This is a genomic window from Marinibacterium profundimaris (assembly GCF_002210095.1).
Taxonomy (GTDB): domain Bacteria; phylum Pseudomonadota; class Alphaproteobacteria; order Rhodobacterales; family Rhodobacteraceae; genus Marinibacterium; species Marinibacterium profundimaris.
This window is the reverse complement of sequence record NZ_AQQR01000028.1, coordinates 1-12,382: the sequence shown is the minus strand read 5'-3', so window position 1 is coordinate 12,382 and position 12,382 is coordinate 1. Positions and strand designations below refer to the sequence as shown.

Annotated in this window: 15 protein-coding genes; 13 read left to right on the top strand and 2 right to left on the bottom strand. The window is 62.0% G+C overall.

Features of this window, described 5'->3' with window-relative positions; genetic code table 11:
- The first annotated feature begins 67 nt into the window (after nucleotides 1–67).
- Nucleotides 68–910, top strand: a complete 843-nt coding sequence (locus ATO3_RS26155) for a sterol desaturase family protein (protein WP_233152326.1) — start codon at nucleotides 68–70, stop codon at nucleotides 908–910.
- Nucleotides 825–1,277: a DUF411 domain-containing protein gene (locus ATO3_RS26150; RefSeq protein WP_012187045.1), complete on the top strand. Its 453-nt coding sequence runs from the start codon at nucleotides 825–827 to the stop codon at nucleotides 1,275–1,277. The genes ATO3_RS26155 and ATO3_RS26150 overlap by 86 nt, the downstream gene beginning before the upstream one ends.
- A gap of 5 nt (nucleotides 1,278–1,282) precedes the next feature.
- Here the strand turns inward: ATO3_RS26150 and ATO3_RS26145 are convergent, their stop codons facing one another.
- Nucleotides 1,283–1,849, bottom strand: a complete 567-nt coding sequence (locus tag ATO3_RS26145) for a Crp/Fnr family transcriptional regulator (RefSeq protein WP_088652795.1) — start codon at nucleotides 1,847–1,849, stop codon at nucleotides 1,283–1,285.
- A gap of 75 nt (nucleotides 1,850–1,924) precedes the next feature.
- Here ATO3_RS26145 and ATO3_RS26140 point away from each other — a divergent pair, with 75 nt between their 5' ends.
- Both ATO3_RS26140 and petA read left to right on the top strand, forming a co-directional pair.
- The gene (locus ATO3_RS26140; protein WP_088652794.1) at nucleotides 1,925–2,449 is read left to right on the top strand and encodes a hypothetical protein; all 525 of its coding nucleotides are present in this window, start codon (nucleotides 1,925–1,927) and stop codon (nucleotides 2,447–2,449) included.
- A gap of 103 nt (nucleotides 2,450–2,552) precedes the next feature.
- Nucleotides 2,553–3,113: a ubiquinol-cytochrome c reductase iron-sulfur subunit gene (gene petA / locus ATO3_RS26135; RefSeq protein WP_088652793.1), complete on the top strand. Its 561-nt coding sequence runs from the start codon at nucleotides 2,553–2,555 to the stop codon at nucleotides 3,111–3,113.
- A 69-nt stretch (nucleotides 3,114–3,182) separates the two neighbouring features.
- On the opposite strand, the gene ATO3_RS26130 is transcribed toward petA, so the two are convergent.
- The gene (locus tag ATO3_RS26130; RefSeq protein ID WP_088652792.1) at nucleotides 3,183–4,250 is read right to left on the bottom strand and encodes a helix-turn-helix domain-containing protein; all 1,068 of its coding nucleotides are present in this window, start codon (nucleotides 4,248–4,250) and stop codon (nucleotides 3,183–3,185) included.
- A 299-nt stretch (nucleotides 4,251–4,549) separates the two neighbouring features.
- Between ATO3_RS26130 and ATO3_RS26125 the strand changes: the two genes are divergently transcribed.
- From ATO3_RS26125 to ATO3_RS26085, 9 genes are all read left to right on the top strand, one after another.
- Complete coding sequence (locus tag ATO3_RS26125; RefSeq protein WP_008335691.1) at nucleotides 4,550–6,721, top strand: ParB/RepB/Spo0J family partition protein; 2,172 nt, start codon at nucleotides 4,550–4,552, stop codon at nucleotides 6,719–6,721.
- A gap of 126 nt (nucleotides 6,722–6,847) precedes the next feature.
- Nucleotides 6,848–7,228, top strand: coding sequence for a DUF3768 domain-containing protein (locus ATO3_RS26120; RefSeq protein WP_008335689.1), 381 nt, complete (start codon nucleotides 6,848–6,850; stop codon nucleotides 7,226–7,228).
- Nucleotides 7,229–7,344: 116 nt separating this feature from the next.
- A complete protein-coding gene (locus tag ATO3_RS26115) occupies nucleotides 7,345–7,641 on the top strand; it encodes a hypothetical protein (RefSeq protein WP_008335680.1) in 297 nt (98 codons plus the stop codon).
- A 77-nt stretch (nucleotides 7,642–7,718) separates the two neighbouring features.
- Nucleotides 7,719–8,102 carry a DUF6878 family protein gene (locus tag ATO3_RS26110; RefSeq protein WP_008335679.1) on the top strand — a complete coding sequence of 128 codons (384 nt, stop codon included), beginning with the start codon at nucleotides 7,719–7,721 and terminating at the stop codon, nucleotides 8,100–8,102.
- 1 nt (nucleotide 8,103) lies between these two features.
- The gene (locus tag ATO3_RS26105) at nucleotides 8,104–8,580 is read left to right on the top strand and encodes a DUF6915 family protein (RefSeq protein ID WP_008335678.1); all 477 of its coding nucleotides are present in this window, start codon (nucleotides 8,104–8,106) and stop codon (nucleotides 8,578–8,580) included.
- 106 nt (nucleotides 8,581–8,686) lie between these two features.
- Complete coding sequence (locus tag ATO3_RS26100) at nucleotides 8,687–9,331, top strand: hypothetical protein (RefSeq protein WP_008335676.1); 645 nt, start codon at nucleotides 8,687–8,689, stop codon at nucleotides 9,329–9,331.
- Nucleotides 9,332–9,381: 50 nt separating this feature from the next.
- A complete protein-coding gene (locus tag ATO3_RS26095; protein ID WP_037207773.1) occupies nucleotides 9,382–9,633 on the top strand; it encodes a type II toxin-antitoxin system ParD family antitoxin in 252 nt (83 codons plus the stop codon).
- A complete protein-coding gene (locus tag ATO3_RS26090) occupies nucleotides 9,626–9,925 on the top strand; it encodes a type II toxin-antitoxin system RelE/ParE family toxin (protein ID WP_008335672.1) in 300 nt (99 codons plus the stop codon). Before ATO3_RS26095 ends, ATO3_RS26090 begins: the two co-directional genes overlap by 8 nt.
- Before the next feature lie 126 nt (nucleotides 9,926–10,051).
- Nucleotides 10,052–12,382: strawberry notch-like NTP hydrolase domain-containing protein (locus ATO3_RS26085; RefSeq protein WP_198963356.1), on the top strand; the 2,331-nt coding region annotated here is incomplete at its 3' end.

Sequence of the window (12,382 nt, the reverse complement as noted above, 5' to 3'; positions counted from 1 at the left end):
CGCCGCCCCGCGTCGGCGGCGTGACATACCGCGTGTCATCCGTTGGTCGAACAACCTGGCACTTGTCGTGATCGATACGGCGATCCTCCGGTTGTCTTTCCCAATCCTGGCCGTCGGTCTGGCGGTCCTGGCCGAGGAGCGGGGCTGGGGCCTGTTCAACATTATCGAGGCTCCTTTCGGGTTGGCTGTGATCCTGTCCATGCTGCTGCTCGATCTGGCGATCTATCTGCAACATGTCATGTTCCACGCCGTCCCGGCCCTGTGGCGCCTGCACCGGATGCACCATGCGGATCTCGACTTCGACGCAACCACTGGATTACGCTTCCATCCGATTGAGATCCTCATCTCGATGGCGATCAAGCTCGCCCTGGTGGCAGCGCTTGGTCCGCCCGCCGTCGCGGTTTTGTTGTTCGAGATCATCCTCAACGCCACTGCCCTCTTCAACCATGCCAACATCAACCTGCCGAGACCGGTCGACCGGTGGCTCAGATGGATCGTCGTCACACCCGACATGCACCGCGTGCATCATTCTGTCGATCCGCGCGAAACCAACTCAAACTACGGCTTCAACCTGCCGTGGTGGGACCGCCTCATGGGTACTTACGTAGCCCAGCCCGCGAAGGGCCACGAGGGAATGACGATCGGTATCGAGCAGTTTCGCACGACGCGCGACCTCTGGGTCGACAGGATGTTGATCCAGCCCCTTCGCGGGCCAGCAAGCGGACACGCCCTGGATACATCCGCCCTCACGCCGACAAGCAGGAACAGCCTCTGGACTCTCGAAAACACAGTTCTAGGGTCTCGGGCAACTCAAAAAGGAACACATGATGAAACGACGTACGTTCTTGCTGGCCGGAGCGGCTGCCACACTCCCCCTGCGAGCACTGGCCAACACGGAACCGGTCATTAAAGTCCTGAAAACCCCCACCTGCGGATGCTGCACCGCTTGGGTCGATCATGTCCGGCAAGCGGGCTTCGCGGTCGAGGCGCAGGACGTCGATCAGGATGCGCTTTATGCGTTCAAAGATCGGCTGCAAATTGCACCGGAACTTGCTGGATGTCACACGGCGGTCGTGGGCGACTATTTTATCGAGGGCCACGTGCCTGCCGCGGACATCACGCGGCTGCTAGCAGAGCAACCGATGGCGCGCGGTTTGACTGTCCCCCGCATGCCGATGAGTTCGCCCGGCATGGGCGGTCCCGGGGCCGGTGACGCTTTTGACACCTTGCTTGTTGGCTCCGACGGCGCGACCTCGGTCTTCGCGAGCCACAGCTGATCAGGTCATGGGTGCAGGTGATAGATCCCGCGGGACGGGTTCATGACCCGTCCGTCTTGCACAAACTTTCGCAGCGCCCTGTAGATCGCCTCATGGCTCAATTGTAACCGAGCGGCAAACTCGACGATGGAGCCTTCGAGCAAGCCTGCGATCAACCCTGCCATCACCCGGTCCTCTGCGCGCCGAATGCCGACGATCTCCAGCATCTGTCGCTGCGCCTGTATCTGTTGAGCCGCCTGACGGCCATAGGCGCGGGCAAATGCCGGGTCGGCAAAAGCGGCCAATACGGAAGCCTTGTCGATCCGGATCAGCGCCCCGGCCTCAACAATGACTGCGTCGCAATGATAGACCTCCGAAAACACCGAAGCTTCGGCAAAGCTTGTTCCGGCTTGGGCACGGTGGATGATGAACCGCTCGCCATCTGGATCGACCCGCTCGAGATGCACGCGCCCGGTTTGCACGACATAGAGACCGTGGGTGGGGTCGCCTTGGTGAAATACGGTATCTCCAACCGCGCCGGAGATTGGGCGCAGGGCTGAGCTCGGGATATGATCATAGGGGTTTGGCAACATATGATTGAAATCATATTACGATGCATCCGCCCCTGCTAGCGTAAACATGACACCACCCCATTGAAGGACCTGTCCATGCGTCTCATTCCCTTCGTCCTTGCCATAGTGATGGCCGCACCCGTGGCCGCGCAGCACGCCAATTCCGCGGCTGGTCACGACATGGGCGGACCGCAGGAAACCGGGCAATCGGCCTTTGCCGCCTTGGCGGAAATCGTAACGATCCTGCAGGCCGATCCCGAGACGGATTGGGAGCGGGTCGATATTGACGGATTGCGCCGCCATCTGGTCGATATGGACCTTCTGACCCAAGAGGCCGTGGTCGCCCGCACCCTGCGGCCGGAAGGGGCCCGGTTCGAGATTCGGGGCACCCCCCGTGTTCTCGAGGCCATCCGCGCCATGGTGCCCGCCCATGCGCCCTTTCTCGCGGCCGAGACCGGCTGGGACGTTGTGACAGAGGACTTAAAAGATGGCGTGGCGCTCAGTGTCGATGGCGATGCCGCGCAGATTCAGGGACTTGGTTTCTTTGGTCTGATGACCATCGGGGCGCATCACCAGGAGCACCACCTCATGATGGCAAAAGGCGCGGGCCCGCACCATTAATGCGCCGACAAGGCCTGTTTGATGATCCGTAGAGAGGTGCGCTGACAAAACGTTACATCTCGCGTGTTGACCTTCCAGCGCGGGAGGCACGGACACATGCCCGATGATGGAAGCGTCAGAGAATACCGCCCGCAGGGATTTCCTGTATTACGCAACAGCCGGGGCAGGGGTCGTGGCAACAGGGGCTGCGCTCTGGCCACTGGTGAACCAGATGAACCCCTCCGCCGATGTCCGCGCCTTGGCACAGATCACTGTTGATATTTCCGATCTCGCGCCCGGAACGCAATTGACCGTCAACTGGCGCGGAAAACCTGTCTTTATCCGTCATCGAACGGAGGCAGAAATGGCTCAGGCTCGGGCACAGGCGGTCTCTGACCTGCCTGACAGCTCGGCGCGCAACCCAAATCTGCCCGACGATGCGCTGGCAAGCGATGAGAACCGGGCCATTGCGGGTCACGAGGCATATCTGGTCATGATCGGTGTCTGTACCCATCTGGGCTGTGTCCCTCTGGGGGATGGGGCGGGGGATTTCGGGGGTTGGTTCTGCCCCTGTCACGGTTCCCATTATGACGCGGCTGGGCGCATTCGCAAAGGCCCGGCACCTGAGAACCTGCATATTCCGGACTTGTCGCTCTCGGAGGAGATGGTGCTGACTTTGGGGTGATGCAATAAAGGATAATCTGTAATCAGAGCGCTCGAAACTGGAACAGATTTCGACTGGCCGCTGGTCGGCCTAAATCGCAATACTCCACATCCGAAACCGTCCCTGCCCCGTCACTTCACGGATTAGACCCTTCGCTTCCATCCAGGCGAGATTGCGTTGAGCGGTGGCGCGGCTAGCACCGATCCACATTTCGGCCATCGGGGCGGAAACGAGGGGCCATTCGGTCAGCAGGGCGCTCAGGACCGGCGGTGTCTTGCCTGAGAGCGTTGACATCTCTGCTTTGGCCTTCGCTGACCATGATTGGATATCGTCGAGGCGCCGCATCGCCATGAGGATAGCTGTCTGCATCCCCTCGAGCCATTGTTTAAGGCGCTCTGCCGATGGCCCACTCGCGCGCAGGCCCCCTGCCCCGCCCATTGCCAACGGTGCGAAAATTGCCCCGTTTCCCTCGCTAGCCGCGATGCGCGCGGCCGTGACCGCTGCTTCCACCCGATCGCCCTGCTGCCCAAGGCCCGCAAGACGCCAGAGATGAAACCCCATGCAGGCGCGGGTGATCGGATGAAGATCGGCGGCCTGTTTCATCAAATCCAGCCAACCGCTCGCGCGATCGTCGAAGCGCTCGGCATTTTCATCGATGTTTTCAGGATCGCGGCGGTCGAGGAAGGCTGCGATATCGACTATCGGGTCAGGACCGCCTGTCAGTCGCCGAACGGCCCATCCAATTCGCGCCAAGGCATTTGGGTCATCTTGTGCGCCTGACAGGCGCATAGAAATCCATAGCGCCAGACGATCCGAGCCTAAGCGATCTCCTGCAAACCAGCTCAGGTCTGCCGCCTCGATCAGTGCCAACCTATGCAGCCAGCCTTTGGGCGCGCGAGCCAATCGGTCATCGAGCGCACCCAAGCGCCCGGCCACCCTTGCCAGAAGCGCAGCCTGCTCCGCTTCGGCCCTTGCCCAGTCATCAATGAGGCCCTTTTCCGGCTGTCCCGCCCGAGGTCCGGGAGGCCGGTAATCCGGTTCCTCTTCGATCGGGCCCGGCAGGTACCAGAGAACTTCTTCCGAAGCATCCTCATTCCCCTCTCCGATGTCGAGGGGTTCGTCGAAATCTTCAGGAATAATAGTCGATTGTGGCATCATATGTGCAAAATACAGATTATTTGCACATTACCCAAGCTGTTTTGTGACCGTCGACAATGCTCTTTACACATTACGTGCGCGCGACTGCCGACGGAACCTTTCAGATCGCGATCAATGCAAGGAAACTAGGGGATTGTGCATCGGCACAATGAGAAAACACTTGCTTGCATTCGTTTGTAAACGGTCGATTGGTGACGTGATCCGCAATTGGAAAAAGCCAGAGAAAGGGAAGCCCGGGTGCCGGGCTTGATAGGATAGAGAGAGTCTCATCCGGGTCCGGCGTAACAAGGACCCTGACCATGGCCAAGACCTCAACCCGCCCGAAACCCGCCACCGTGAAGAAGACAGAAGCCGCCGCATCGGCAACGGCAGACGGAGCGACCGACATTCGTCTGATCCCGCTCGACCAGCTGGAGCCCAGCCCGCTCAACGTTCGCAAGGTGGCGCCGAGCGCCAGCGTCGAAGCCGAGCTTCTCGCAAGCATTCGCGAAACCGGCATCAAGCAGAACCTGGTGGTTCATGCGCTGTCTGAGACACGTTTTGCGGTTGATGCCGGCGGTCGCCGCCTCAAGGCGCTGAAGCAGCTCGCCGATGACGGCGTGATCCCAGTTGATCACCCCGTGCCCTGCCTCGTCGAGGACGAGCGCAACGCCATCCTCACATCTACCACGGAAAACCTCCAGCGCGCGGCGATGCACCCGGCCGACCAGTTCGAAGCTTTTGAGGCGATGATCGCCGAGGGGCGCAGCGAGGACGAGATCGCGCTGAAGTTCGGCGTCTCGGTCGACCTGGTGCGACGTCGTCTCAAACTCGCCCGTGTCGCGCCCGAGATCATCGAACAATTCCGTGCGGGCGATCTGACCCTCGAATGCGTGATGGCTTTCACGCTGACCGACGACCATGACCGCCAACTGGCAGTTTGGAACGCGGTGAAGGGCGGCTATCACATCCACCCACAGAGCATCAAACGCCAGCTGACTGAGACCGCGCATTCGGCGAACTCGGCCCTCGGGCGCTTTGTCGGCATCGAGGCGTATGAGGCGGCAGGCGGCGTTCTGCTGCGCGATCTCTTCGACGATCGTGCCAGCGCCCATATGGAAAACCCCGAGCTCCTGGAGCGCCTCGCCATCGAGAGGCTGCAGGCTGCGGCCAAGACTTTTGAGGGGATGTGGAAATGGGTCGAGGTTCACCTCTCGGTCGACTACGGCGCGTTTCGCAGTTTCGGGCGGGTCTATCCGCAGGATGTCGATCCCGATCCGGACTTGCTCGCCGAGGAGGAACGTCTCATCGCCCGCGAAGAGGAATTGGCGGCGCAGAACGACGGCGAGGATTGGTCTGAGGCGGAGACGGAGGAATACTACGCAATCGAGCCGCGTTTGCGCGAGATCGAAGCCCTGCAGCGCGAACGGCAACCGTACGCGGACGAAGATCGTGCCATCGCGGGCGTGGTTCTGACCATCGGTCATGACGGGGCGCTACGTGTCGAGAAAGGCCTCGTGCGACCAGAAGATATCCCCGCTGCGACCGAGCCGGGCGAGGATAGTGCTGAAGCGGGTGATGCCCCATCCCCTGCCCGCCCGCACGTGACGCCGCCAACCTCCTCGACGCCGGTGCCAACCTCCGATCCGGCGGCGACCTTGCGCAAGGCGGATGGGATTTCGGCGAGCCTCGCCGACGATCTGCGCGCGACGCGTCAGCACATCCTGCGGGCGCATCTGGCGGCGGATTTCGAGGTGGCGTTCGATGCGATGCTCTACGCGCTCTGCGAACAGGCTTTGGGGCGGTCCTACAACAACGAAGCGCTCGACATCTCGATCCGGCCTTTCCAGGCGCAAGACCGCGAGGTGCTGCATGCGGATACTGTCGCCCAGAAAATGCTCGAGGCACTGGAACAGGACCTCGCCACCGACTGGATGAAGCTCGAGAAACCAGAGGACTTCCGGGTGATGTCGGCGCTGCCTCTTGCCGATAAGCAGGCGCTTTTCGCCTGGGCGACGGGTCTGGCGGTAAAGCCGCAGCTCTCCTCCGACAATCGCCCCTCCCCAATCATCGAGGAGATTGGCGCGCGGCTTGATGTCGATGTGGCGGCCTGCTGGCGCCCGACCGCGCAAAACTACTGGGGTCGAGTCAACAAGGGCCATGCAGTCGCGACTGCGCTCAAGCTGATCAGCGAGGACTACGCCGAAGATCGCAATCGCGAGCGCAAGGGCGATATCGCGGCCGCGATGGAGCGGGCTTTCGCGGAAACCGCCGGCGAGACGGAAGGGTTCGGCGCGGCGACGGTTGCGAAGACGACGCGCTGGCTGCCCGACGGGATGGCGTTTGCCGGTGCGATGGACGCTGACGCCGACATGGGTGACGATGTGCCCGAGGCCGAAGAAGGCGACCAGCCCGCCTCAGATACTCAGATCGATGCCGAGAACGACGAACCGTCGTCCTTGCCAGCCTTCCTCAGTGGGGATGCTGCCTGACGAAGCGACCACCGACCTGAACCTGACATGATCTCTGGGCCGTCCTCACATCGAGGGCGGCCCTTTCCGGCTGGCGGGTTGACCACAGCCGATAACGGATCAGCTGGCCCGTCCCGGAGAATTCCTATGACCACCACACTCGACCTCGACCCCGTTCAGGAAGCCGCACTTATCGCTGCGCAGAATGACGCCTTTCGCCGTACCATCCTTGGCAATGCCCCAGTTGCCGATGCCCCGCAGGGCCAGTTCGTAATGACACGCGGCGTCGCGGCGCTTGGGCTCGATGTGCAGCTGGAACTCACCCGCCGCGTCGCCGCTTTCGACACCTTCATTGCCGACAGCGACCCCCATGGCTGGCACGAGATGGGTGTCATTGAGCTTGAGGACACGACGGTCTGGTTCAAACTCGACCTGTACGATGTCGACTACCAATACGGCTCCCCCGAGCCCTCTGACCTTGCGCAAACGCGTCGGGTCCTGACCCTGCTGCTGCCGTCGGAATACTGACGCCCCCCATCCCTAGTCACCGCCCCGGACCGCCCTTGCACAAAGGGCGGTCCTTTCAGGCTGGCGGGTTCCAAAGGGCGCGATACCCGCGTCCGGCCCGCCACAGGAGACCAGAGATGGCCAAGACACTCGACTACCAGATTACCCTCTATCCCGCGCATCGCGATGGCGCCTTCGTTGTCACTCAGTTCCAGATGATGGCGAGCTACCCCGAAAAGCGCATCCAGGCCGCGGGAATGGATGACCTGATCGACAAGGTGACGCAGTTCGCAATGGAGCACGGCGAGAGCTGCAGCGCTTCGGTGCGTTGTCTCGCCCCGCGCAAACCGCCGGGGTTCAAGCGCGCGACCGAGAACCTCTATTTCAACCTGGTAGATCGGACGGCTGAAGACCGCGGCGACGCTGCGGCCTGAAGCCCCGCAGGAAACTTCCTGGGCGACCCCGCGTAATGGTCGCCCTCCCATTTCCTCAATTCCAAAGGATCAAAGACATGACACAAGAGACTGATTTCTACGCGCAGATACTCGAATCCCAGAGGCGTGCTGCCGAACAGCGGGTAGAAACCCGCGCGACGCTTCTTTCCGAACTGCGCACCCTCGGCGTAACGAACATCGAGGTGCAATACGAAGGCTACGGCGATTCCGGCAATGTCGAGGATGTCGTGGTGACCCCTGACACGATCATCCTGACGGAAGACCTGCGGCGCCGGGCCGAAGATTTCGGCTGGGACTTCGCCTATGCCCTGTGCCCCGGGTTCGAGAACAACGAGGGCGGCTATGGTGAACTGACTTGGTCGCTTGAGACTGACAAGATCGATGTCAGTCATTCGAACCGTTACATCGAGACCAACACCACTGAACACGAGGGGCTCTGACATGGCACACCCCCTCCATCACGCTGAAAGCTCAGCCCGAAAGTTTGGCGGTGTGCCAAACGATTACCAGCATGTGCATGACTGGTTTGACTCATCCAAAGAGCACCTAGGTCTCTTTGTTCACAGAGCCCAAAAACATCATACCGTTGGGATCTATGATGCTGAACGCCACTTCGGTCGCAGCCTGACCAACAGCGCGGGCCGGGTTGTTCCCATCCGCTGGATCGGCGAGCAGCATGTGCGCGAAGACTGCCAAGGACGCATCCCGTCGCTGGCGGACTGGCTCGGGCGCATCCAGCCAGAGCCGTGGATGGCCAATGGCCGGATCGACAACGACCCGACACAGATTGTTGGCGATCCGCGCGCAGTTTGGGTCGCGGCGGTGGTCAATCACCAGACCATTCTCGGCTTCGAGGACTGGCTGCTGAAGGTTTCGGTTGAGCACATCCAAGATCGTCAGAACCGCGCTGCTGCCTGATCCACCGGACGGCAAACTCGCCGACCACCTGACCACGTCCAAATCGACCCGCCTGCGGCCTCAACCGGCTCGGCGGGTCGATTGCGTTTCAAGAAAGGATATCGAAATGCAAGACCCTGTCTACGAGGAGGCCTACCAAGGCCATACCATCAAGATCTACCATGACCCGGATACTGAGAGCCCGAGGGAGTGGTCCAACCTCGGGAAACTGATCTGCTGGCACCGGCGCTATCGGCTGGGCGACAGCCATCCCTTCGACAGCCCAGATGCGCTCCTGCGCGATCTCTCGGGCGTCACAGACCAGAGCGACCTCTCGATTGAGCAGCTGCGCGAGCGCGCCGAGCGCAAGGCGATCTTATTGCCCGTGTTTCTCTACGATCATTCCGGTCTCGCGATGAACACGATCGGGTTTCACTGCCCGTGGGATTCCAGCCAAGTCGGCTATGTCTACGTGACGCTCGACGCGGTCCGGGAAGAGTTCGGCGTGAAACGCGTCACCAAGGCGATGCGCGAAAAGGCCAAAAACATTCTGCGCGCTGAGATCGTCACCTTCGATGCCTACCTCGGCGGCCAGGTTTATGGCTATGTCGTCGAGCGTGACGGCGAGGAGGTCGATGCCTGCTGGGGGTTCTTCGGGCACTATGAGTTGGACTGCCTGTCCGAGGCACGAGCATTTGTAGATCACCTGACTTTGCGAGAGCTGCACAGACCTGCCGGCGCCGAACAGGGCGCAAGCCCACCCCCGAGTTGAAATGCCCGAAATACTCATATATCTTATTCATGCGTATTCTGGAGATGAGCATGGCAAGCACAAGCGTCACACTTGGCCCCCATTGGGACGAATTCATCGCCCTGATGCTTAAAGAGGGGCGTTACGGGTCAACCAGCGAGTTGATCCGCGCCTCTCTGCGCCTGATGGAGGAGCAGGAAGGTCAGCGGGCGCGGCTTCGCGTTGCGCTGATGGAGGGCAAACAATCCGGTGACGCCGGTCCGCTTGACATGGATGAGATCAAGCGCGAGGCGCGGAGCCGCTCTGGCGCTTCTGATGCGTGAAATCCATCACTCCCAGGCGGCAAAATCCGATCTCGTCGACATCTGGGTCGAGACAGATCGACAGTGGGGCGCGGCGCAGGCGGACCGCTATCTCGACGACATCGATCGTGCCCTGAAGGGGCTCATCGCCAACCCGCAAATGGGATCGGACTGCTCCGACCTCCAGCAGGGTGCGCGTAAACTGATCACGGGTCGGCACCTCGTGTTCTACGAGGTGGACCCGGACAGGATATTCGTGATCCGGGTCCTGCATCAGTCCATGGACGTGCCGAGGCATCTGCGGTCGTCCTGATAACGGGCAAATTTGCACCGGGGCTTTGCCATGAAAGAGCGAGAGACAGGGCGGGAGGGGTGACCCCTCCCGGGTGAGAGAGTGCGCGCGGGGCTTGGGGCCAACCCTCAACCCCGGAGATTGCCGATGAACGCTCACCCCCATTCCGTCCCGCTTGCGCCCGAGGCCGAGACCCCTGCCCGCTCGGAAGCCTCGCGCTTCGCCCAAAACCTTTTGCTGGCTGCGAAAACCCTCGTCCCCCAGTTCGAGGCGGGCAAGCCCATCGACGCCGCTGCCCTGCGCGCCGCGATGGAAGAAGCTTCCGGTGCCAGCGACACCAGTGGTGCCTGGGTCTGGAAGGACGTCTATGAGGCCGCAGAGGTCGCCCAGATCCTGATGCTCTCGCGCTACGGTGCGCTGATACAGCGGCAGGCGGCTACGCCGCACGCCTTTCTTTCCATGATCGAACGCCTCGCCGGTTTGGCGCCCTCTCACACGCGGCGCTCGGAAGACAGCATCCGTCTGCAACAGTTTTCGACCCCTCTGCCGCTCGCAGCCATCGTCGCGCAGGCGGCGGGGTTTCGGGCCGACGAACTCGTGCTCGAGCCCTCGGCCGGCACCGGCATGCTGGCGATCTTCGCCCGGATCGCAGGCGCTCGCCTGGCGCTGAACGAGCTCGCTGAGACCCGCCGCGCGTTGCTGGAGCAGCTTTTCTCCGACGCTGCAGTCTCGGAACACGATGCCGCCTCGATCGACGACCGTTTGGATCGGTCGATCACGCCCTCGGTCATCGTGATGAACCCACCGTTCTCGGCCGCTAGCCACGTCGAAGGCCGGTTCCGGCAGGCCACCAGCCAACATGTTCTGTCTTCCCTTGCTCGCCTCGCGCCCGGTGGGCGTCTCGTTGTCATCACCGGCGAGAGTTTCCGTCCCTCCACCAAGAGTTTCCAGCCTACGTTTCAGCGGATCAGGCAAAGCGCTGACGTGGTGTTTTCCGCAGCCATCGACGGCAAGGTCTTCGCGCGGCATGGCACCACGATCGACACGAGGCTGACGGTGATCGACAAGCGCGTGGCTGGTGCTGAAGAGACCGCACCGGCTGATATTGACGCCGCCTATCATCCGATCTGCGCGACCACGAGTGATCTTCTCTCCGTAGTACTCACCCATTGTCCCGCGCGCCGCAACCCCCTGCCCTGCCCCACTGGCGCGGCTCTTTCGGTGCCACCTCGCCCGACCCGCACCAACCTCCACGCCCTGCGCAACGCAGCACGCAAAGAAACCCGCGCCCTCGCCGAGGAACGCGCGAAGCACCCGTTCGACGACATCGACACGGCCCCGCTCGACTACCTGCCGAAAGCCTGGAGCGAACCCGAGGGCGCGCTGCAGGATACGGTCTACGAAGCCTATGACCTGCAATCGATCCGGATCGACGGCGCGGCCGCTCATCCGACCGCACTCGTGCAATCCGCGGCCATGGCCTCTGTCCCGCCGCCTGTCCCGACCTACCGCCCAATGCTGCCGAAGACCCTCGTCGCGGACGGTCTCCTCTCCGCGCCGCAGCTTGAAAGCGTCATCTATGCGGGCAATGCCCACGAGACGCATCTCAAGGGCTGGTTCAAGCGCGGCGAGATCGAAGGTCAGCTGATGGCAGCGTCTGAGGATGACGAAGGTGCCTTTCGCCTGCGCAAGGGCTGGTTCCTCGGCGATGGCACGGGCTGCGGCAAGGGCCGGCAGGTCGCGGGCATCATCCTCGACAATTGGCTGCAAGGACGACGCCGCGCGGTCTGGGTCTCGAAGAGCGACAAGCTCATCGAGGATGCGCGCCGCGACTGGATGGCGCTTGGGGGGCGTGAAAGCGATATCGTGCCGCTCTCGAAATTCCGCCAGGGGAGCGATATCCGTCTCCCAGAGGGCATCCTCTTCGTCACCTATGCCACCCTGCGTTCTGCTGAACGCGACGGGAAAGCCTCCCGCCTCGATCAGGTGACGTCCTGGCTTGGCGAGGGGTTCAACGGGGTCATCGCTTTCGACGAAAGCCACGCCATGGCGAATGCCGCCGGCGAAAAGTCCGACCGCGGCGACAAGAAGGCATCCCAACAAGGCCTTGCTGGCCTCGCGCTGCAAAATGCCGTTCCCGATGCCCGGGTGCTCTACGTCTCAGCGACCGGCGCGACGGTGGTCGGCAATCTCGCCTATGCCTCCCGTCTCGGGCTCTGGGGCACGGGTGATTTCCCTTTCGTGACGCGGGCCGAGTTCGTTGCCGCGATGGAGGCCGGGGGCATTGCTGCCATGGAGATGATCTCGCGCGATCTGAAGGCGCTCGGGCTCTATCTTGCGCGGTCCCTCTCCTATGCCGGGGTCGAATACGAAATGCTGGTGCATGAGCTGACGCCCGCACAGATCGCGATCTATGACAGCTATGCCGATGCCTACCGGACCTTATGCGCAGCTGCGCATAAGGTGCGTAATCGCGAG